Source organism: Halomonas sp. MES3-P3E (assembly GCF_002836035.1).
Classification (GTDB): Bacteria; Pseudomonadota; Gammaproteobacteria; order Pseudomonadales; family Halomonadaceae; genus Vreelandella; species Vreelandella arctica.
Genome location: NZ_PJBT01000020.1, coordinates 122,943 through 144,461, shown reverse-complemented (window position 1 = coordinate 144,461; position 21,519 = coordinate 122,943). Strand labels below are relative to the sequence as shown.

The window sequence follows — 21,519 nt, the reverse complement described above, 5'->3', positions numbered from 1 at the left end:
CTCACCGCTTCGCGCGCTACATTACCCTACATATTTCGGATCGGAACCCATACTTGTGCAACCATCTTGTAGCGACTTAGAACTCGATCATCAGCTCTGCTTTGCGCTCTACTCAACTTCATTGATGATGACCAAGGTATATAAGCCACTGCTCAAAGAGTTAGGACTTACCTACCCGCAGTACCTTGCCATGCTGGTCTTGTGGCAAAACGACGGTATGACAGTAGGTGCGATGAGTAAGCGGCTTCTAACCGATCCTGGTTCGCTTACGCCGCTGCTCAAGCGCCTTGAAGCCGACCAGCTATTGAACCGCAAGCGCAGTCACCAAGACGAACGCGTGGTGGAGCTTTACCTTACCGATAAAGGCAAAGCGCTGCGTGAACAGGCCTACCACATCCCTAGCTGTGTAGTGCATGCCAGCGATCAGTCAATCGAAGCGTTGACCACATTAAAAGAAGATCTGGTGCGATTGCGCGATAGCTTGCAGAAAAATCAGTAGCCCTTCGTTCTCTCACAAAGGATCTCGACTCTTTTTCATTATTTATATTGCGCGCAAAATAAAGCTGCGCTAAATTAAATCCGCAAGTCCATTCCGCAAAACCAATAATTAATAGAACCATGATGAACGTGTTAACAGGAGATTCAGAATGACGACCACTATCGAGAAAGTTGTTTATCGCGCCCATGCTACCGCTACGGGTGGCCGTGAAGGTCATGCCAAATCATCCGACGGCGCATTGGACGTAAAACTCAGCACGCCGAAAGAGTTGGGCGGCGCTGGCGGTGACGGCACCAACCCCGAGCAGCTCTTCGCAGCTGGCTACTCGGCCTGTTTTTTAGGTGCGCTAAAGCACGTGGCGAGCCAGGAAAAAGTAAAGCTGCCCCAAGAAACCAAAATTGATGGGCATGTGGGTATCGGTGCAATCCCAACCGGCTTTGGCATTGAAGTCGAGCTAAAAATCAGCCTCCCAGGCCTGGAGCAGGACGTCGCTCAGCAGTTGGTCGATAAAGCGCATATCGTATGCCCCTACTCAAACGCCACCCGTGGCAATATTAACGTCACTCTGACGGTGGTCTAAGCGGCGTTACTTCGTTTAATTCATCATGTTAGTGCCCACGCCACCGCTCTCTGCACATGAAGAGCGGTGGTGTCATAAAGCGGCACTGCGGTATCTTGCTGGCTGACGAGCATAGCGATTTCAGTACAGCCTAGAATCACCGCCTGAGCGCCTTGCGCATAAAGTGAATCGATAATGGCTAGATAGCGTTGGCGGGAGACATCTTCTATACGGCCTTGGCAGAGCTCATCAAAGATCACCTGATGAATAGTGTCGCGCTCAGATTGCTCCGGCACCACGACCTTGATGCCGAACTGCTCTTCTAATCGGCCAATATAAAAGTCCTGCTCCATGGTAAATCGGGTGCCTAATAGGCCCACCCGATTAATCCCGTCGGCTTGTAGCTGTAAAGCAGTGGCATCGGCAATATGCAGCAGAGGAATGGTAATCGCCTGTTCAATCGCGGGCGCCACTTTATGCATGGTATTCGTGGCAATCAATAAACAGTCAGCACCTGCGCGTTCGACGCCTTGAGCAGCGTTGGCGAGTAGCTCGCCTGCCGCGTCCCAATCGCCCCGCTGCTGCATGGCTTCTATCTCTGCAAAATCGACACTGACCATCACGATCTTGGCCGAATGAAAGCCGCCTAGCGCCGCTTTAACGCCTTCATTTAAGGCCCGGTAGTAGCTTTGACTCGACTCCCAACTCATGCCGCCCAGTACGCCAATGACACGCATCCATAACCTCCCAGAGAACTTGGACTACTTTATTAACAGGCTAATCACCAGCCGACCCTTGTAGCGGCTTTTCATCACCCCCATAACCTTAGAATAGTCGCGCAGAGAAGAGGTTCATCCCTGTACCCAGCAGTTACCGATAACCGGTTAATAGCGAGGAAATAATGAGCGATAACACTTATACCCCACCGAGCGTTTGGAAATGGGAACCTGGCAATGGCGGTAAATTTGCCAATATCAATCGCCCCATTGCGGGCCCCACCCATGACAAAGCACTGCCGGTAGGTAAACACCCTCTGCAACTTTACTCCTTAGCCACCCCCAACGGTGTCAAAGTCACCGTGATGCTTGAAGAGCTGTTAGAAAAAGGTGTGACTGGTGCTGAGTACGACGCTTATCTGATTCAAATTGGCGAAGGCGACCAGTTCAGCAGTGGTTTTGTCGAGGTGAATCCCAACTCTAAAATCCCCGCGCTGATGGATCACTCCACTCAACCGCCCCAGCGGGTGTTTGAGTCTGGTGCCATCCTGCTTTATCTGGCTGAAAAATTTGATGCTTTCCTACCCAGCGATCCGGCGAAGCGCACCGAGTGCCTCTCCTGGCTATTCTGGCAAATGGGCAGTGCTCCAATGCTGGGTGGCGGTTTTGGCCATTTCTATGCCTACGCACCTGAAAAGTATCAGTACCCGATTGACCGCTACACCATGGAAGTGAAACGCCAGTTGGATGTGCTGGATCGCCACTTGGCGGAAAACCGCTTTATGGCAGGCGATGAGTACACCATTGCCGATATGGCGATTCACCCCTGGTACGGCGCGCTGGTGAAAAACCGCGTTTACGAGGCGGCGGAGTTTTTGGAGGCACACACCTACAAAAACGTTCTACGCTGGACCGAAGAGATCGATGAGCGCCCCGCTGTGAAACGTGGCCGTATGGTTAACCGTTCCTTTGGCGAGCCTCACGAACAGCTGCACGAGCGCCACGACGCCAGTGACTTTGAGCTTCGCACACAAGATAAGCTGACTGACGACAAGTAACTAGTTGCTCATAACAGCCAAAAGGGCCTACGCGAATTATTCAACGTAGGCCCTAATCGATTTCAAATGCTAATAACTGATTTGCCCTCTATAACGCTATTCAATCCGCGAGTTATTCAAAGCGTAATTCCAAACCCGATAGAAGTAGAAAATATACCCTAAGCCGAAAGTAACGAGAGAAATCAGCATCCATAGGATGATATGGCCGACATTGCTGAACAGATTGATATCGCAGACCATTTTGCGCTCCACACCAGTATCGCCATCAACTACCGACGTGCGATTAATGACAAACCTAGCAAACGAATAAGGGAAGAAAAATAGCGCTATACCAAACGTGATTATACTCAGCACCACCCAAATAATTAGATGACCGATAATATCGAGAATCGATAGGTCTGCTTTGATTTTCACAGGTTACCCTTATTTGTATGCACGAAAAGCGGCATAGAGTAACACTGTCGACCTCGGACGCGCATGTTTGGAATGTGCGTATGGATCAAAGAACAAATACCAGAGTCTCATCATGTCATATCAAAAACTAGGAAGCGGCTTCAATGGATCCACGAACACCCTTCAAGCTGGATTGGCCGCTCTCTGCATGACGCTTAACAACGCTTAACGAGCCGTCTGTTTCTAACACCACGGCTTCTACGGCGTTTACATCACTAAGACCACTACTCCGTATGGCAGCAAGCACTTCGTCTTGGGTTACCCGTGCTTTTCGCAGTGACGTTAATAGAAACTCACCCTGATAGAGCAGCATTAGTGGCTCGCCGGTCACTAATCGACGTACCCACCGAAACCGCACACTGGTCCAGGTAATGATAAATTGAAGTGAAATCAGCAGCGCTAACGCGACAGCTCCATCCGCCAAGGCCACATCTTTAGACAGCAATACGGTCGCCAGCGTGGAACCCAGCGCGACCGTTACGATTAAGTCGAAGGCATTCATTTTCGAAAGCGTGCGATTGCCCGAAAGGCGCAGGAAGAGCACCAGCGTTGCGTACGCCAATAACCCGATAATCAAAATCCGTAACAGGCTGCCCCAGCCATTAAAAAATACCATTTCCATATGCACTTCCTCCTTAGACACTCAACGATAGGCAACGAGCTGCTCACCATGCTGACTAGGCTAACAGCCATAGGCCTAATGTGTACGCTAGGAAGGTATATACGTTAGGAAGGTTTTAGTGCTGGCTCTCCCACCATTTGGCATAAGAACTGTTGTGGGGCGCAAAGCCGCCTTCATCAGGGGCATTATCATCCCACCATACAGGACCACGCTCACCCAAGGCCTCTTTCGCAGCTTGAACCGCTTTACGCGCTTGGCGAAGTGCATCGTCATCTTCTTGCTTTTGGGCAGTTCTGACGGCCCGGCGGGCTTTCATCAACTCTTTGATATGAATTCGCTTTTGCTCTTCGCCTAAGCGCGGGTCAGTGCAGCGCCAGAGTCGATTTTTAGCAACAAAATAACGCCCGTCGGGCGTATGAGGATATTTATTTGCCATTCTTAAACCCCTAGGTAGACGTATTTAAACGGCGTATCACCTGACAGGGATTACCTGCCGCAAATACATCTGCGGGTATATCCTTGGTTACGACACTACCAGCCCCGATCACACTACGCTCGCCAATGGTGATACCAGGATTAACAATCACGCTACCGCCAATCCAGCAGTCATTGCCAATAGTGATAGGATAACCAGCCTCTAAACCGCTGCGACGCTGTTGCGCATCCAACGGATGCGTGGCGGTATACAGCTGAACGTTAGGGCCGAACAACACATTATCGCCGATCGTTACCCAGGCAACATCGAGTACCACACAGTTAAAATTGAAGAAAACATTGTTACCTAAGGCGATGTGCTCACCATAATCGCAGTAGAAAGGTGGCTCTATCCATAGCGCTTTTCCCGCATTAGGTAACAGCTGCTGTAGGAGTGCAGCACGTTCGGCAGTAGCGTTATCAAGGGTTGTGTTAAGCGCTTGCATGGTCAGCCGCGCCTTTCGGCGCAGCGTTAGTAGCTCTTCGTCCTGGGCGTTGTACCTCTCCCCCGCTAGCATTTTTTCCCGCTCAGTCATGATCGAGCCTTTTTATAACCGTGCTTAAAAACGCCGGGATAGCGTGATGGCACCAAACTTGTCCTGATCTTCCTGGCCATCGAATTCACGTGAGCGCTGCACGGCAGCGTAGGTCACCTGCCAGTCTTCCCAAGCTAGCGCCAGGCCTGCAGAGACATCGCCTACCCACTCTTTTCGGTCAACCGAGTGACTATCTCTGAACGTATTGCCATCCAGCGTCAGATTTTGTGCCATGTAATAGCCATCTACGCTCGCAAACAAGTACCACTGCCAACCATCATTGCCCGTCATATGGTGACGACTGCCGGGGTTTGGCGTCAATGTAGGAATACCCGAGGCTTCATCACCCCAGCGCACGCTATAGCCAGCGCTGGCGTAGGTGTAAAGGTTACCTAAGGCAGCCCCGACGCTAGGCCCATGAGCAAATTGCTTACCAATAAACGGGGAGCTATGCCACCACTGGCGGCGCATAGCGACGTTCACAATGGCTTCATCGCCAAGCTGATTATTCCAGCCGTTAGGACGATCACTATCGGTGATGCGGTGTACTTCTCGTTGGATACTATCGGCAAGCGAGGACGGCCCCACCAAGCCAATATCCAGATGCAGATCGGTTGCTTGGCGCCAATTACCCATTGGCACATCTTCATAAAGCGAAATCCCACCATAAACGAGACCAGCATAGGGGCGATCATCTTCAATCAAACGACGCTCTTCGATGTTATCCGGCGTATAGATCTGATGCACCAATCGATAAGCGGCCATATCAGCGCTGCCGATCAAGCTATCGGGGAGTGCTGTCGCTAAGCGCTGCATCCAACTTTCATCACTAGGCTCAAAGGTCCAGTTAAGCTCAAAGCCGCTGGTAAAATGGCCATCATCACTGCTGGCCATACCATCATTTTCATGCTTAACCGAGAGCACACTACCTTCTGCTTGGGCCAGCGTGGGCAGCAAACTAATGGCTGCGACTAGCGGGAGCAGTTTCCATCGTAAAACGGAATTTAGTTTCATTGCTCGTTCCTTGAGATTGACCTTGAGGCTGCTTTTTTAGACTGCTAGTGAAAGCAGTAACAAACATTGTTGATTGTATGTAATTGTGCAAAAAGATAGCAAGCATACTTTTAAAAAATAAAGGATGACCCATTGGCCATCCCTTTATCTGTCTATCGCTTAAGCCTCTAGCATAAAAGGATAGACGAACGTCTGATGATTTCTAGCGCTCGCGCAACAACCATTGCGGCGTTATCTCGTGTTGACCGTTTTCGTCGGTAATAAACAACGAGCCTTCGCTGATCATAACGGCCCAATTAATCGCCCGTGGTAGATCCTTAGCAATGGTCGCTAGGGCTTCTTGTGGCAATACAGCCACATGCACATTTTTCAGCGATGCAACACCGGGTAGCACTTTACTCTCCCAAATATCTACCCGGCCGTAAGCCAACAGTGACACCCGCTCCGCCCGGCGTGAACACCACGTAATGCGCTCGGCGTCTGGCAACCCCACTTCAATCCAGTGCAGCAAGCGCCCGTCTAAGCTTTTTTCCCACAGCGCTGGCTCATCGACATCAGAGAGCCCTCGCCCAAAGGCCAACGATTCGCTGTACCACAGTACATAGGCAAGTAAGCGCGCGGTCATGCGTTCTTCGGTTTCTGACGGATGACGCGCCACGGTAAAGCGCAGCGTTTCATAAACACCGCGATCCAGATCGGTGAGGTTAATATCAACTTTGTAGGGCGTTGCGCTAAGAGCCATGAACGTGTCCAAACGAAAATTTGCGCCAGTGTACCCGATGCCGGTTATCCCTGGTGAGTTGTCACAAGGTTAAGACGTGCGGTAATCAACTTCCAGCGTGCCATTCTTTAGCGTTTCAGCTTCGTGCATAGGCTCGCGCCACGTTTCTTCCAGCGCGGCTTGATACCAGGCCTGCATGGCAGGCAGCGCTAACAGGCGTTCGACATAGGCCTGGGATTTCTCACTCACCGGCAGCTTGAATGTCTGTACGCGAAACGCCACAGGGGCATAAAACGCGTCTACCGCGGAGAAGTGCTCACCCGCTAAAAACGGCCCGCCAAAGCGCTCAATTCCCTGTTGCCACAACGCATCTAAGCGGTTCACATCGGCCTTGAGATTGGCCGATAAGCCATTCAATGCCACCCGCACACCGCAGTTCATTGAACACTCGTCACGCAGGGCGCCAAAGCCGCTGTGCATTTCAGCCGTGGCAGAGCGCGCCCAGGCGCGGGCGGTTTTATCACTCGGCCAGACGTTAGCGTGTTGCTCGGCTAAATATTCAACAATCGCCAGCGAATCCCACACCGCCAGATCACTCTCCCTATCCACTAAACAAGGCACTAAGCCCGATGGCGAAAAGCGGGTGTAAACGTCATGGCTAGCGCCAAAGCCGCCTTCAAAAGGCATGAGATGTTCGTTGAACGGAATCTCCATTACTTTCATCAACACCCAGGGGCGCAGCGACCAAGAGGAATAGTTCTTGTTAGCGATATAGAGATCAAACATACAGCGCTCCTTGTATGTGAAATTTGAAGTAGCCGATCAATCTTTAACGTGCCGCCTGAGCGAGGGTATTGCCCCCTAATCCCATTAATACGCCACCGCCAATGCGCTGGATGAGCCGAGAGGAGCCGTGGGATTTTTGTAGCCATTGGCGTAGAGGACTCGCAAGTAGCACCACCATGACATCCGCAGATGAAAACAGCACATTGGTGGCGATACCTAGCCAGAGCAGTTGCCATGCTACCGGCATCGCGCTCTCGGGCTGCACAAACTGGGGCAGAAACGCGACAAAGAAAAGCGCGGTTTTAGGGTTGAGCATCTCCACCAGAAAGCTGTCGCGAAGCACACGTTTCGTGGTTGCCAGCGGCATCTCTTCGCCGTGGGTGCGAATGCCCTGCTGCCATAGCCGCAGTCCCATCCAGAGCAGGTAGAGCCCACCGATTATTTTCATGGCGATGTAGGCAGGGGGAATCGCCGCAAACAGCAGCGCTAATCCTAGCGCGGCGGCCACCACATGCACATAACACCCCATATGCACACCGATGACCGCTAACCACCCTGCCCGTCGGCCGCGCCCCAACGTTTGCGCTGCGGTATATAGCATTGCAGGCCCAGGTAAATAAGCGAAACCAAGCGCGGCGAGAATAAATGCGGCCCATTGCATAGTGGCGGCTCTCTTGAAAGGAACAGTTAGCTTTCGAGAATAAAACGGGGGTGGCGCAAGCGCCACCCCCTAAATAAGTAAAACTGTAATTAATCAAACCTTAGAAGTTCGGTTTGCGCTTCTCGACAAATGCCGCCATGCCTTCTTTCTGCTCGTCACCGGCAAAGCAGAAGGCGAACAGGCTGGTTTCCAGCGCTAGTGCGCTATCAAGGTCTTGATCCATGCCGTCGTGAACTGCCTGCTTGGCGCCGCGCACTGACTGTGGGCCGTTGCCTTTGAGTTGCTTGGTGAGTTCTTCAACGTAGCTCTCCAGCTCCGCTTGCGGCATCACACGGTTCACTAAGCCGATACGCAGCGCTTCTTGGGCATCGATTTTGCGCCCGGTAGTGACCAGGTCAATCGCCATGGCAGGGCCAACACGGCGTGGCAGACGCTGGGTGCCGCCAAAGCCGGGGATGACGCCCAGGAGCACTTCCGGCTGGCCGAATACCGCGTTATCGCTGGCTACGGCCCAGTCGCAGGCCAGTGCCAGTTCGCAGCCGCCGCCAAGGCAAAACCCGTTCACCAACGCGACCACCGGCACGGGGAGTGTCTCTAGGCGTTTAATGGTACGCAGCGCTTGGCTGGCAAAGGCCCGCGCTTCTTCAGGTGTTTTTTCACGCATTTCAGTGATATCTGCACCCGCCACAAAGGACTTCTCGCCCGCACCGGTAATTAGCACGGCACGTAGGTTCGGGTGGGCTTCAAGCTCAACCAAATGTGCTTCCAGCGCGGCAAGCACTTCGCTGTTAAGGGCATTCAGCGCTTTAGGACGATTGATGGTCAGTCGCACCATCCCATCGTTATCAACCTTCTCGATCACTGCTTCGCTCATGGCGGACTCCTTATTCGATTTATTATTGAACATGAAAGTGAATACTACTCAACCCTAGCGAACGCTTGGTTGAGTGGCAATGACTTCTTATCGGGTTCTTACAATTGACAATCTATACCTCTAGGCATCAAGGGCAGGTTTCCACGAGGGCGCTGTAAACCCATCCCTGGGCGCTACTTTTGTCATCCATGACAAAAGACCCTCGTTTCAACCTACCCTCGCAGCTAATTAGCGACCACTGACAACTCAATCTGATAAATCATTGTTTCAAATTATTATTAAGTTAGCCGTAGTGATAGAAACCGCGACCACTTTTACGGCCTAGATAGCCCGCGGCGACCATGCGTTTAAGCAGTGGGCAGGGACGGTATTTCGGGTCGCCAAAGCCCTCTTGAAGCACTTCCATGATCGCCAAGCAAACATCCAGCCCAATCAAATCCGCCAGCGCTAGCGGCCCCATGGGGTGAGCCGCGCCTAGCTTCATGGCGTTATCAACCGCTTCCGGCGTTGCGGTGCCCTCCTGCACGATAAACGCTGCCTCATTGATCATGGGCACCAGCAGGCGATTCACAGCAAAGCCCGGCGCATCACCTACCGGCACGGCGGTTTTGCCCAGCGCCTTTGCAAGCGTTTCAATCTCGGTCACGGTAGCGTCCGAGGTTTGCTCGGCGCGAATCACTTCCACCAGTTTGAGCACCGGCACCGGATTGAAGAAGTGCATGCCCACCACGCGCTCAGGGTGCTCGCATACCGCCGCGAGGCGGGTGAGTGACAGCGACGAGGTGTTGGAGGCTAAAATAGCCGTGCTGCTCATTTGGCTAAGATCGCGAAACAGCTTCTCTTTGAGTTCGGGCTGTTCGGGGGCCGCCTCGATAATGATCGCGCAGTCGCTAAGAGCATTGAGTGTGGTAGTGGTCGATAGACGGGCGAGAGCGGCACTTTTATCCGCCTCGCTGATTTTCTCTTTAGTGACCAATTTACCCAAGCCTTTATCGATATTCGCCTTGGCGCGGCCAAGCTGCTCTTCGGCCACATCGTAAAGGCGCACGTTAAAGCCACTGGCAGCCACTACCTGGGCAATCCCCTGCCCCATGGTACCGGCGCCCACTACGCCAATTTGTTGGTCACTCATGCACGCTCTCCTCTATTGATTATCAATACTAGCGGCTATCACTACTGGCGGTTATCACCGCTAGTGCTTATTACTATTAAGGATGGTTAATGATTTTTAGCTTCTTCACGCAAGACGAATTTTTGTATCTTGCCCGTTGATGTTTTCGGTAGCTCGCTGAAAATGACTGTTTTAGGGACTTTGTAGCCCGCCAAATGTTCACGGCAGTGGGCGATAATATCCGCCTCTGTGACTTCGCCGTAGCCCACCTTGAGCTTCACAAACGCACAGGGCGTTTCGCCCCACTTCTCGTCAGGCTTGGCGACCACGGCTGCCTCTTCAACGGCGGGATGGCCGTAAATGGCGTCTTCCACTTCGATGGTCGAGATGTTCTCTCCACCGGAAATAATGATGTCTTTCGAGCGGTCTTTGATTTCGATATAGCCATCCGGATGCCAAACCGCCAAATCGCCGGTGTGGTACCAGCCACCGTCCAGCGCTTGCTCGGTGGCCTCCGGGTTCTTTAAATAGCCCTTCATGACATTGTTGCCACGCATCAGTATTTCACCCATGGTCTGGCCATCCTTGGGTACTGGCTCCATGGTGAGCGGGTCAGCCACGCACAGCGCTTCGAGCATGTGGTAACGCACGCCCTGGCGGGCTTTTATTTTGGCCCGTGCTTCCAGCGGCAGTTCATCCCACGCTTCCCGCCAGGCACAGACGGTCACCGGACCATACACTTCGGTTAGGCCATACACGTGGGTCACTTCAATGCCTAGCTTCTCGACCCCGGAAATCACCGAGGCGGGTGGCGCAGCACCAGCAGTGGTGACTTTGACGGGGTGATCGAACTGGCGCTTATCTTCCGCGGGCAGGTTCACTAAGCCATTAAGAATAATAGGCGCCCCGCTGAAGTGAGTGACCTTCTCTTCGGCAATGAGCTGCATGATCTTTTTCGGGTCGACGCGGCGCAGGCACACGTTGACCCCGGCGTTGGCGGCAATCGTCCACGGGAAGCACCAGCCGTTGCAGTGGAACATCGGCAGCGTCCACAGGTAGATCGGGTGGTGGGGCATTGCCCACTCCATAATATTGCTCACCGCATTGAGGTAAGCGCCGCGGTGGTGATAAACCACGCCCTTGGGCTTACCGGTGGTGCCAGAGGTGTAGTTAAGCGAGATCGCATCCCACTCATCCGCAGGCAGTTGATAGGCAAAATTGGCGTCGCCCTCGTTAAGCAGCGCCTCATACTCGATCTCACCAATGCCTTGCGTGTCGCCGAGAAACTCTACATCGGCAACATCAATGATCAGCGGCTTGTGGATTAGCTGGGCAACGGCTTGCTGGATGACCTCAGCAAACTCGGGATCGACCAGAATGGCTTTGGCTTCGCCGTGCTCCAGCATATAGCTGATCGCCTCTGCATCCAGACGAATATTCAGGGTGTTCAATACGCAACCCGCCAGCGGCACGCCAAAGTGCGCCTCGAACATTGCTGGGATATTAGGCAGCATCGCCGCCACCGTTTGACCTGGCTGGATGCCCCGCTGTTGCAAGGCGGAAGCAAGCTGGCGGCAGCGCGCCCAGGATTGGCCCCACGTACGTCGCGTACTGCCATGAACCACCGCCGGGTAGTCGGGATAGATCGACGCGGAGCGTTCAATAAAGGTCAGCGGTGAAAGCGGTACGTGGTTAGCGGTGGTTTTGGGCAAGCCTTGCTCGAAAATGGTGTTCATGGTCGGCTCCTGATTTTGTTGATGTTATTAAAAGCGTTCGTTTTAAATGTTTGTTTTGATGGACTGAAAACAGCACCGCCGCCTCTAGGGCGGCGGTGCTGGCTAATACATTAGCGTCAATAAACCTCAAACTCGCTTAAACACTGCATACCCGCCTCAATTACCGCACGCTGGGCGCGACCTACTGGTAACCACTGGGTGATGGCAAACTCGGCGCTGCGCATCTTGGCAGTATAGAAGGGATCGTTGTTGCCGCTGTTAATTGCCGCCTGGGCGCTTAATGCCGACTGCCCCATCTGCCACGCGCACAGTACATGCCCTGCCAAGTTAAGGAACGGCGTAGCGTAAGCCTGCACCGCATCTGCGCCTTTTTCAGGGTCAGAGCCTTGTTCCAACACAATGGCCTGGGCGGCTTTTAAGTCTTCCAAACCTGCCGCCAAGCCACGGCCCAATGTTCCAAGTGCAGGGTCGGCGTTGAGTTGCTCCACGGTTGCAGCAGCGTCGTGAAGGAGCGCGGTAAGCGCTTCGCCGTTGTCACGCTGAAGCTTTCGGCCTGCTAAATCGAGCGCCTGAATACCGTTGGTGCCTTCGTAAATGGGAGCAATCCGGGCATCGCGCAGTAGCTGGGCGGCACCGGTCTCTTCCACGTAGCCCATCCCGCCGTGCACCTGAATGCCCATGGAGGCAATATCCACGGCTTGATCAGTTGAGAAGCTTTTGATCACCGGAATTAGGATATCAGCGCGAGCCTGAGCGGCGTGGCGGGCTTCATTACTTTCCGCGTGGCGGGCGGTATCAAGCTCAGCGGCACAGTACAGTGCCAGCGCGCGCAGCGCATCGGTACGCGCACGCATCGAAAGCAGCATACGGCGTACGTCCAAGTGATCACTGATGCTGCACTCGGCGCCGCCACGCGTTTTCGGAGAACGCCCCTGGCGACGCTCGAGGGCATAGGCAAAGGCGTGCTGACAGGCACGTTCGGCCACGCCGATGCCCTGTATACCGACTTTATGGCGCGCCTCGTTCATCATGGTGAACATGTGATTAAGACCACGCCCCTCTTCACCGACCAAGTAGCCAATCGCGCCGCCATTTTCGCCAAAGCTCAGGGTGCAGGTGGGCGAGCCGTGAATGCCCAGTTTGTGCTCAATAGAGGCACAGGTGACATCGTTGCGCTCGCCCAGTGAGCCATCTTCGTTAACCAGGAACTTGGGCACTAAAAAGAGTGAGATGCCTTTATTGCCTTCCGGGGCATCGGGCTTACGGGCCAGCACCAGGTGGATAATATTCTCGGCGGCGTCGTGTTCGCCCCAGGTGATATAGATCTTCTGGCCGCTGATTCGGTAGTGGTCGTTTTCAGGCAGCGCACGGGTGCGCACTTGGGAGAGATCCGACCCGGCTTGGGATTCGGTGAGATTCATGGTGCCCGTCCAGGTGCCTTCCACCAGTTTGGGCAAGTAGGTCGCTTTGAGCGCATCGCTGCCGTGATGCGCCAGTGCTTCGATAGCGCCAGCGGTCAACATCGGGCAGAGCCCCAGCGCCATATTGGCACCGTGAAGCATCTCCTGCACTGCACTGGCAACCACTTCGGGCAGGTTCTGACCGCCTAGCGCTTCTGATACACCGATACCGTTCCAGCCCCCCTCGACATAAGCTTGATACGCCGCTGCGAAGCCTTCCGGGGTCGTTACACTGCCGTCGGCATGGCGTTTGGCCCCCTGCTGATCGCCAATCTTGTTAAGTGGCCCCCAGACATCACCGGCCAGTTTTGCGGCCTCTTCAAGTACCGCCTCGACCAAGTCTGGCGTGGCTTCTTCAAAGCCCGGTAGACTAAGCGAGCGGTGCGCTAGTAGCTCTTCGAGCACAAAGCGAAAATCGCGTACCGGCGCGGCGTAAACATTCATAGCGAACCTCGGGCTGGAGTTAAACAATTGTTTGAAAGTTTGCCTACGATAGTAGTAACACTCTCCCGCCTACACCATTAGCCCAAGGTATCAGCCGCTACCGATAACGTCCCCTCTTGGTTTTATTTTCGCTCACTTACTTGCTCTACATCATCATAGTAGGTGATATGACTCTCATCTTCTGCGGGCGGCCCGACTACCGGCTCGGCGGCATCGACATCCCAAACGGCTTCAGAAAGGTCTTCTAGGTGTTCGTGCTCCAGTGCCCCCTGCATTAGCTCCTCGGTAACCACCAGTTCGGCACCGGCAGCGGTCATTGGCGTAGTCGGTGTAAACGGAGCTACGGGCACCGGTGCTGGGCGTACATGACGACGCCAGGAGAAGAACATCACAAAGAACAGGCTTAGCGAACCGAAGGCCCAGAACAGACCCGCGTCTCCCATTGCCGTCATCACCGGGGAAATCATCAGTGGGCTGATGGTAGCGCCAATCGAGTTGATCAACAGCAAGCCTTGACTCATCCGCACCAGGGCCCCAGCAGGCGCACGGTCGGCAGCGTGGCTTACGGCCACTGGATAAAGGGCAAAGACGCCACCGCCGAGCAGGAACAGCAGCACTGCCAATAGGGGTGTCGAAAGAGGTAACCAGAGCATCGCCGCGGAGATAAGCACACAGAAACCGCTAATGGCGATCAGCACCATTTGTCGGTCATGGCGATCCGACCAGCGGCCAATCGGGTATTGCAGCAACATGGCCCCCATGATGAGTACCGCCATCATCTGGCCCACCTGACTCACGCTCATACCATTACGCTGCAGGTAGAGTGGCAACAGCGTGTAGGCCGCGGCGACGACCATACCCGAGCCTAAACTACCCATCACGCCGGTGGGCGTCAGGGTAATCAAGCGGTGCGGGGGAAGCGGCTCGGCGTGCTCGATAATTGGCGATACGCGGGGAATCATCGCCATGGGCAGTACAGAGAGCGAAGCCAGTAGGCCAATCACCATAAAGGGCGCAGTAACACCCATGGCATTCGTCACGCCTAGCAGCAACTGACCCAGCACCCCCGCGGCGTAAAGCGAAATCATATACAGCGCCAACAGGCGACCGCGGACTCTTTGATCGCCAGCCGTCAGTAGCCAGCTCTCAATGACCAGATACACCCCGACGGTCGCCCAGCCACCGATTAAACGCAGCGCAAACCAGGCCCAGGGGTCGAAGAACAAGCCTTGTAGTAATACCGTCACGGCCACTAACGAGGCAAAACTGCCGTAAGCGCGAATATGGCCAATACGCAGCAACAGGCGATCATTTACCATTGCGCCCAACGCCAAACCGATGAAATAAGCCGACGAGACAATACCGATCACCGTCGCCGATTCACCGGCGGCATCGAGGCGCACGGTAATTAAGGTGGCAAGAAAACCGTTGCCTATCCCGAGAATGAATAGCCCTAATAGGGGCGCCAGCGCCATGGCTAGCAGTTGCCGCGACATGAAAACCTCGTCTTGACTAAAAGTGGTGAAAAACAGGCGTGAAAAACGCGACTGAGCGATTTCACAACGACCGTTATCTCACCTGGCACATCGAGTCAGGCAGGGATAGCGGCGCGCAATTATTGCCCTCAAGGGTGCAAAGTCAATGCTTTTCTAAGGTTACAATTATTCACCTTAGCGTTTTATGTAGAATAACCGTGTCTGGCCCAGGAAATTCCACTACTAAACTATTCTTTTGTGCCCACCAACGAAAGGTCTCTTCACTAAAAAAGCTGATATGGGTGGGGTCGCTAATATAGTGCCAGCGAGCAAAGGCGTCAGGGATAGAAACGCGCTTGGTCATCAGCCCAAGATAACCACCGGGCGCGAGCTGTTCGGCCAGTTGTTCCAGCACTTGGCCAGGCTGCGACAAATGCTCCACCACTTCTGTGGCAGTGATAAAATCGAACGTCTGGGTGAGAACCGCGGTATCAGGGGCATAATAGAGGTCGTAAATCGCCATCTGAAAACCGTGCTCGGCGAACATGACGGATAGCGTCGGCCCCGGCCCGGAGCCAAAATCGAGCCCGCGGGCATTGGGTGCGAGCTTCGCTAACAGCGGGGTAAATAAACGCCCTAGAAAGCGTCGATATCCCGTATCATGCGGCGAGTTTTGATGTTTATCATATTCGGCCTTTTCTGCAGCGGCGCTCAAATGCTGCTCAGGGGGGACAAATACCAGTTTGCACGTGGCACACTGGTAGTAGTCACGACGCCGATCCCGGTGGTAGAGCGCAGTAGTGGATTCCGCACAGAGCGGACAGCGGCGCATCATCGTATTCTCTGGCTTATCGTTATGTATTAAGGAAAGTGGCATGCTATCAGGTCTGGATCATCTTGTAGTTACCGTGACCGACATGGGTCGCGCCGTCGATTTTTACTCACGTGTTTTAGGCTTAGATGTACGCTACCGCGATGCTCAACGGGTGGATTTAATGCTCGGTGATACCGCGTTGCGTCTGCATCAAACCGACACCGACATTGCCCCCATCTCAGCAACCCCAACACCCGGCAGCCTGGATTTATGCTTGCGTTGCCAACTGCCGCTGGATGAGTTTAAGCAACACTTAGACGCCTTGGCTATCGATGTAGAGTTGGGTCCCGTTGCTCGCCAAGGCGCCAATGGCCCCATTGAGTCGATCTACCTGCGCGACCCAGACGGCAATCTACTCGAGATTTGCCGCCCCGCTGCGCGTTAGTGCCCAATGTTCGTTAGTGATAAGGCGAATAGCGCACGCTATCATAGTGCGCCGGGGCAACCTCTGCTGAGGGTGCTTTGTATCCCTACTTCAGCATTGCCTGCTCAGCACTTATAGCGATTTACCGAAAGGAAATGTTATGCAAGATAACGCCAATGAGGCGCCACTAGAAGGCAACGTTGTCAGCGAAGAGCGCCCCCAACAGCCCGACACCACCATGGCAATGGTGAACTATGCGCTCTATCTGGCCAGTTTCTTCCTCGGTTTTACGTCGCTTATCGGTGTGATCATCGCCTACGTCTATAAAGGCAAAGGCCCTGCATGGCTAGACGAACACTACCGCTATCAGATCCGCACGTTCTGGATAGGGCTAGTCTACGGCATTGTCTTTTCGTTCTTGACGCTCATCTTGATCGGCTTCCCGTTGCTGCTGGCCCTCGCCGTCTGGCTGATTATCCGCTGCGTTAAAGGCTTCAAAGGGCTGCAAGAGAAACGCGCCCCTTCCAACGTAGATACCTGGTTGTTTTAGATATGAAGCAACAAACGGGTGATACCCAACGCCGTTTTTCAAAAGCCAGTGCGATTAGCTGGCTATGGCGCCAGCTATCACGCTGGTCGCTTAAGCGGCTATGGCGCATGGCATCAGTACTGGGCCCAGTGGTTTACCGTTTCAATAAGCGTGAGCGAGAGGTAACCGAGCGCAACCTGACGGTCGTTTATCCCAACCTCTCTAACGCTGAACGTCAAACCCTTGCCCGGCAGAGTTTACGGCACTCAACCGCTACCATGTTGGAATTAGGCCACGCCTGGATGGCGGAGCCAAATAGAGTAGAAACCAGCATTTTAGCGATACACGGCCGCGACAAACTTGATAACGCCCGCAACGAAGGCCGCGGTGTTATTGTGCTCGCCCCGCACTTCGGCAACTGGGAAGTGCTTAACTTCTGGCTATCGAGCCATTTCCCGTTTACCGCCATGTACGAGCCCCCAAAAATTAGCGATCTTGATCCGGTGATTCGCCATGGCCGTGAACGCATGGGGGCGAGCTTGGTGCCCACCAACCCCCGCGGTGTTGCAGCACTGCTCAAAGCGCTTAAGCGCAGCGAGGCGATTGGCATACTGCCCGACCAGGAACCCGACTGGGGCAGCGGCGTTTTCGCGCCCTTCTTTGGTCGCGATGCCTATACCGCCACGTTGCTGCCCAAACTAGTAGCCCGCACCCAGGCACGTGTGATCACTGGGGTCGCGCTACGGGTACCCGGCAGCGGGTTTGAGATTTATTTTCTCGATGCCGATGAGCGTGTTTACAGCCCCGATGACCAAACGTCTGCCACCGGTGTGAATGCCAGCGTGGAAGCCGCAATAAGCTTGGAACCTGCGCAGTATCAGTGGGAGTACAAGCGCTACCGTAAAGTGGTCCAAGAGCAGCAAAGGCTAGCTAACTACCGCGACTATCGCCTTTATTAGTGCGTCGACTTTATTAACCAGAGCTTACTGATGACCCAAAACGTTTTATCTCGGGATGAGATACGCCCGCCGCAGATTATTTATGCGCTATTCCTGGCGGGTATTGTCACTGCCAATATCACCCTGCTGATTGGCGTGGTGATCGCCTATGTCTACCGCAAAGACGCCGCACCGTGGCTACAGCCGCACTACCGTTACCTAATCCGCACGTTCTGGATCGGCACCCTGTATGCCTGCATCGCCTTTTTGCTCAGCATTGTCATGATCGGCACTCTGCTCTGGCCGCTGCTCGCGGTATGGTTGGGCGTGCGCTGCGTGCTCGGTTGGATCGATGTACGTAAGGGCCGCCCTCCCGCACGCCCTGCTAGCTGGCTTTGGTAAGCTACCCTCACTCGTTGTTGTCTCGGGCGTAAACATCATCCAAGCGCTCGATATCATCTTCGCCCAGGTAGCTCCCTGACTGCACTTCAATCAGCTCAAGGGGGATTTTGCCGGTGTTTTCCAGCCGATGTAGCGCACCGATGGGAATATAGGTCGACTGATTTTCGCTGACCAGAAAACTGCGCTCTTCAAGCGTTACCTGCGCTGTGCCTCTCACCACAACCCAGTGCTCAGCGCGGTGATGATGGCGCTGCAGCGAGAGCCGCCCGCCGGGCTTCACGGTAATGTGTTTGACCTGATAGCGCTCGCCGCTGTCCATCGCCTGAAAGCTGCCCCAAGGTCGCTGCACCTGGGGCGCCGAACAGGGCTCGCTGCGCCCCGCCTGAGTAAGCGAAGCCACGAGTTGCTTGACCTGCTGCGCCTGGTCGCGGTGGGCCACCAACACGCTATCCGATGTTTCCACGACGATGAGGTTCTGCACGCCGAGCGTTGCCACAAGGCGGTGCTCGGCAAACACCAGTGAACCCTGGGTATCGGTTAGCCAGGCATCACCTTTACTGGCATTGCCCGCTGCGTCAGGCTCAACGGTTGCCCATAGCGCATCAAAACTGCCGATATCACTCCACGCAGCGGCCAAGGGCACCACGGCGGCATGCTCACAGTGCTCCATCACCGCGTAGTCGATGGAGTCAGCCGGGCAACGGCCAAACGCTGCTTCGCCCAGGCGCAGAAAATCCAAGTCGCGGTGTGCGCTGTTAACCGCCTCCTGGCAGGCTTCCAGCATTGCCGGCTGTAACCGTTTTAATTGACCCAGATAGCTTGAGGCGCGCAGCAGAAACATACCGCTGTTCCATAAGTAATCACCGCTTTTGACCAGTTCAGCGGCACGCTGGGCATTGGGTTTTTCAATAAAGGCCGCAAGATGATGGCCGCCTTCCAGCGGCTCGCCGCAGGCAATATAGCCATAGCCGGTTTCAGGCTGTGTCGGGACTACTCCAAAGGTAACGAGATAACCCGCTTCGGCTAACGGCTGGGCAAGTGACACGCTATGCTGGAAAGCTTCTACATCGCCAATCACATGGTCAGCGGGCAGTACCAGCAGCAGTGGGTCATCGCCTGAGTGGCGTGCTAGCAGCGCCGCACAGGCAATCGCTGGCGCAGTATTACGGCCTTCAGGTTCGAGCACCACGGTGGCGGCTTGATTCATTTCGCGCAGCTGTTCGGCCATTAAAAAGCGGTGGCTATGGTGGCCCATCAGCATTGGGGCTGCATCGGTTAACCCGGCTAAGCGGCTTAGGGTTTGCTGCAGTAAGCTTTGAGACGAGGTTAAGCGCAAAAATTGTTTGGGCATCTGCTCTCGGGAAAGCGGCCACAGCCGTGTGCCGCTGCCACCGCTTAAAATTACCGGTTGGATCATTGCTGCGTCCTTGTGGTCGTCCTTGTATCCGGGCGAGTGTTTGCATTATCTGCTAACTCACCAAAATCCTCCTGCAGCCAGTGGCGCAGTTGGCTCATCCTGGGCGCGTTACTTGCCTGCTCCAGCACGGGTAGCGTGCCGGGAATAAAGCCACGCTCTATAAACGGCGCCAATAGCGCCGGGTTCCCGCTAACAATATGCACCGGTACCGCTGCGCTGGCATCGTCGCCGGTAATCAATGGCGCGGCCTGATGATCACCCAGCACTATCATCAAGGTATGGTCATCCACCACTCGTTCGGCCCAGCGTCCGGCCACTTTTACAGCGTAGTCCACCGACCAGGCATAGTGGTCGCGAATACGTTCAATGTCCTGCCACAGTACTTCTGGCGGGTCGCCAGCGTTCTCCCAGGGCGCAAAAATGCTGCCATCCCCAATCAAAGACCACTCTTCAATCACCGGCAGAATAGGCGTCCACGGGGCATGGCTAGAGATTAACGTCAGTTGAGCAAACACCGGCGACTCACCCAGCAAGTGTTGCTGAGTATAGTCGAGGGTGAACTGATCGGGCATGGTCACCCAGTTGAGCGCAGGTCCGGCGTAGTCGATATCCTTTGCCGCGACAATTTGATCGAAGCCGTAAGCCTCCCCTTCCGGCCATGCCATAGAAATAGCCGGCATCACGGCCAGCGTGCGTTGGCCGGTAGCACTGAAATCATCAATCAAGGTGGAGTGGTCGCTGTCTAACATCAACTGGTACCACAGCTGGTTATCAATCCAACGACCGCTTAACGCTGTTGCGTGGGCAAGCCAGGATTGCCCGCCACGAATCGGCGATTCCAACAACCCAGAGACAACATGAAGCTCGCGCTCCTCTAGCCGCTGCTGCATATCGGCAAGGGTCGGCAGCAGAACGTCCGCATAACGGGGATTATCCAGCGCAGAGACGCCATAAGACTCAATAAAGGTGAGCAGCACATTGTGTCCATCGAGCCCAGGTAACCGCTGACTTTCCAGCGGCGCTGCCTCCAGTTGCACGGTAAAGGCCAAGCGCGCGGCGTGAGTATCGGCCATTTGCTGCCATTGAAACCGTGTGCTGTTGACCATCGGCAAACGGGCGCTATCCACCAGCCGCACACCGTTAAGTTCAAGTGCGGTACCGATGGTGGCAATGACTAATAGCGTCAACGCAGCGACACCGGGCAGCCGTTTAATCGAGTAAGTGACGGGAGGAAGTAGTAGTCTCACTAAGCCTAGGGCGATACCAAGCAGCACGGCAGCCCCTGCCAGCATTGCGCAAACCGCCAAAAACTGACCTACATTACCTACTAATAAGTGATAAATGGAGCGCAGCAAAGGTACGTCAAGATAGAGGTTGAGTGGCCGGGCAAACGCCATGTGAGTAGCGGCAGTGCCTAAATTCACAGCCGTCGCCAACATGATCCAACTGACAAACCCAACACCGGCGAAACGACGCGCCTGACCGACGGGGAGCACCAGCATAAGGGGCGCAATGATAAACGCCTCCCAAGCGATCAAATGGGCACCGATCTCTCCAAACCGCCACCATAGCGGCGCAACGAGCAGGACATTCAGCAGTAAGGACGTTAATAATATTCGAATCATCGCATTCTCATTTGTACCTGCTTTAGCTTACAGTGTCTGAAGTACGACCTCTCCATGTTCGGTCTTTAAGAGTGTGTACCCAAGCGCAAGAGAAAAGAGCAAGGAATAGAACGCAATAATCCTGTACGTCCGCATGCAATCGTATAGTTATTGTGTAAAAATTTCACGTAC

24 protein-coding genes are annotated in these 21,519 nt (G+C 54.4%); 7 read left to right on the top strand and 17 right to left on the bottom strand.

Annotation, left to right across the window (positions count from 1 at the left end; all coding sequences use genetic code 11):
• The first annotated feature begins 55 nt into the window (after positions 1 to 55).
• Positions 56 to 499, top strand: a complete 444-nt coding sequence (locus CXF87_RS06515; protein ID WP_008958215.1) for a MarR family winged helix-turn-helix transcriptional regulator — start codon at positions 56 to 58, stop codon at positions 497 to 499.
• Between the two features lie 148 nt (positions 500 to 647).
• Positions 648 to 1,079, top strand: a complete 432-nt coding sequence (locus CXF87_RS06510; RefSeq protein WP_101145998.1) for an organic hydroperoxide resistance protein — start codon at positions 648 to 650, stop codon at positions 1,077 to 1,079.
• Positions 1,080 to 1,102: 23 nt separating this feature from the next.
• Here CXF87_RS06510 and CXF87_RS06505 read toward each other — a convergent pair whose 3' ends face one another.
• A complete protein-coding gene (locus tag CXF87_RS06505; RefSeq protein WP_101145996.1) occupies positions 1,103 to 1,795 on the bottom strand; it encodes an aspartate/glutamate racemase family protein in 693 nt (230 codons plus the stop codon).
• Between the two features lie 164 nt (positions 1,796 to 1,959).
• Here CXF87_RS06505 and yghU point away from each other — a divergent pair, with 164 nt between their 5' ends.
• Positions 1,960 to 2,832 carry a glutathione-dependent disulfide-bond oxidoreductase gene (gene yghU, locus CXF87_RS06500; protein ID WP_101145993.1) on the top strand — a complete coding sequence of 291 codons (873 nt, stop codon included), beginning with the start codon at positions 1,960 to 1,962 and terminating at the stop codon, positions 2,830 to 2,832.
• A gap of 96 nt (positions 2,833 to 2,928) precedes the next feature.
• Here yghU and CXF87_RS06495 read toward each other — a convergent pair whose 3' ends face one another.
• The 14 genes from CXF87_RS06495 to CXF87_RS06430 form a co-directional block, all read right to left on the bottom strand.
• Positions 2,929 to 3,246: a DUF6693 family protein gene (locus tag CXF87_RS06495; protein ID WP_101145992.1), complete on the bottom strand. Its 318-nt coding sequence runs from the start codon at positions 3,244 to 3,246 to the stop codon at positions 2,929 to 2,931.
• 127 nt (positions 3,247 to 3,373) lie between these two features.
• On the bottom strand, positions 3,374 to 3,907 hold the full coding sequence (locus CXF87_RS06490) for a DUF421 domain-containing protein (RefSeq protein ID WP_101145990.1): 534 nt from the start codon (positions 3,905 to 3,907) through the stop codon (positions 3,374 to 3,376).
• A gap of 115 nt (positions 3,908 to 4,022) precedes the next feature.
• On the bottom strand, positions 4,023 to 4,343 hold the full coding sequence (locus tag CXF87_RS06485; protein ID WP_101145988.1) for a hypothetical protein: 321 nt from the start codon (positions 4,341 to 4,343) through the stop codon (positions 4,023 to 4,025).
• A gap of 10 nt (positions 4,344 to 4,353) precedes the next feature.
• A complete protein-coding gene (locus CXF87_RS06480) occupies positions 4,354 to 4,917 on the bottom strand; it encodes a sugar O-acetyltransferase (protein ID WP_101145987.1) in 564 nt (187 codons plus the stop codon).
• 24 nt (positions 4,918 to 4,941) lie between these two features.
• A complete protein-coding gene (locus CXF87_RS06475; protein ID WP_101145985.1) occupies positions 4,942 to 5,931 on the bottom strand; it encodes a lipid A deacylase LpxR family protein in 990 nt (329 codons plus the stop codon).
• A 202-nt stretch (positions 5,932 to 6,133) separates the two neighbouring features.
• Positions 6,134 to 6,673: a YaeQ family protein gene (locus CXF87_RS06470; RefSeq protein ID WP_101145983.1), complete on the bottom strand. Its 540-nt coding sequence runs from the start codon at positions 6,671 to 6,673 to the stop codon at positions 6,134 to 6,136.
• A gap of 69 nt (positions 6,674 to 6,742) precedes the next feature.
• The gene (locus CXF87_RS06465) at positions 6,743 to 7,438 is read right to left on the bottom strand and encodes a glutathione S-transferase family protein (protein WP_101145981.1); all 696 of its coding nucleotides are present in this window, start codon (positions 7,436 to 7,438) and stop codon (positions 6,743 to 6,745) included.
• A gap of 43 nt (positions 7,439 to 7,481) precedes the next feature.
• On the bottom strand, positions 7,482 to 8,099 hold the full coding sequence (locus CXF87_RS06460) for a LysE family translocator (protein WP_101145979.1): 618 nt from the start codon (positions 8,097 to 8,099) through the stop codon (positions 7,482 to 7,484).
• Positions 8,100 to 8,199: 100 nt separating this feature from the next.
• A complete protein-coding gene (locus CXF87_RS06455; RefSeq protein ID WP_035559484.1) occupies positions 8,200 to 8,973 on the bottom strand; it encodes an enoyl-CoA hydratase-related protein in 774 nt (257 codons plus the stop codon).
• Positions 8,974 to 9,256: 283 nt separating this feature from the next.
• Complete coding sequence (locus tag CXF87_RS06450) at positions 9,257 to 10,105, bottom strand: 3-hydroxybutyryl-CoA dehydrogenase (protein WP_101145977.1); 849 nt, start codon at positions 10,103 to 10,105, stop codon at positions 9,257 to 9,259.
• 86 nt (positions 10,106 to 10,191) lie between these two features.
• Entirely contained in the window at positions 10,192 to 11,820 is a 1,629-nt protein-coding gene (locus tag CXF87_RS06445) for an acyl-CoA synthetase (RefSeq protein WP_101145975.1), read from the bottom strand.
• A 116-nt stretch (positions 11,821 to 11,936) separates the two neighbouring features.
• Positions 11,937 to 13,724 (bottom strand): acyl-CoA dehydrogenase, encoded by a 1,788-nt coding sequence (locus tag CXF87_RS06440; RefSeq protein WP_101145973.1) that lies wholly within the window; start codon positions 13,722 to 13,724, stop codon positions 11,937 to 11,939.
• A gap of 122 nt (positions 13,725 to 13,846) precedes the next feature.
• Complete coding sequence (locus CXF87_RS06435) at positions 13,847 to 15,220, bottom strand: MFS transporter (RefSeq protein WP_101145971.1); 1,374 nt, start codon at positions 15,218 to 15,220, stop codon at positions 13,847 to 13,849.
• Between the two features lie 169 nt (positions 15,221 to 15,389).
• The gene (locus tag CXF87_RS06430; RefSeq protein WP_198556019.1) at positions 15,390 to 16,034 is read right to left on the bottom strand and encodes a class I SAM-dependent methyltransferase; all 645 of its coding nucleotides are present in this window, start codon (positions 16,032 to 16,034) and stop codon (positions 15,390 to 15,392) included.
• 40 nt (positions 16,035 to 16,074) lie between these two features.
• On the opposite strand from CXF87_RS06430, the gene CXF87_RS06425 reads away from it, so the two are divergent.
• From CXF87_RS06425 to CXF87_RS06410, 4 genes are all read left to right on the top strand, one after another.
• Positions 16,075 to 16,458, top strand: a complete 384-nt coding sequence (locus CXF87_RS06425; RefSeq protein WP_008958233.1) for a VOC family protein — start codon at positions 16,075 to 16,077, stop codon at positions 16,456 to 16,458.
• 139 nt (positions 16,459 to 16,597) lie between these two features.
• Complete coding sequence (locus CXF87_RS06420) at positions 16,598 to 16,987, top strand: DUF4870 family protein (protein ID WP_101145968.1); 390 nt, start codon at positions 16,598 to 16,600, stop codon at positions 16,985 to 16,987.
• Between the two features lie 2 nt (positions 16,988 to 16,989).
• A complete protein-coding gene (locus tag CXF87_RS06415; RefSeq protein WP_101145966.1) occupies positions 16,990 to 17,925 on the top strand; it encodes a lysophospholipid acyltransferase family protein in 936 nt (311 codons plus the stop codon).
• 30 nt (positions 17,926 to 17,955) lie between these two features.
• Positions 17,956 to 18,306, top strand: a complete 351-nt coding sequence (locus CXF87_RS06410) for a DUF4870 family protein (RefSeq protein WP_101145964.1) — start codon at positions 17,956 to 17,958, stop codon at positions 18,304 to 18,306.
• A gap of 7 nt (positions 18,307 to 18,313) precedes the next feature.
• Here the strand turns inward: CXF87_RS06410 and CXF87_RS06405 are convergent, their stop codons facing one another.
• A complete protein-coding gene (locus CXF87_RS06405) occupies positions 18,314 to 19,723 on the bottom strand; it encodes a mannose-1-phosphate guanylyltransferase/mannose-6-phosphate isomerase (protein ID WP_101145963.1) in 1,410 nt (469 codons plus the stop codon).
• Entirely contained in the window at positions 19,720 to 21,348 is a 1,629-nt protein-coding gene (locus CXF87_RS06400; RefSeq protein WP_101145961.1) for an alkaline phosphatase, read from the bottom strand. The genes CXF87_RS06405 and CXF87_RS06400 overlap by 4 nt, the downstream gene beginning before the upstream one ends.
• Between the last annotated feature and the right edge of the window lie 171 nt (positions 21,349 to 21,519).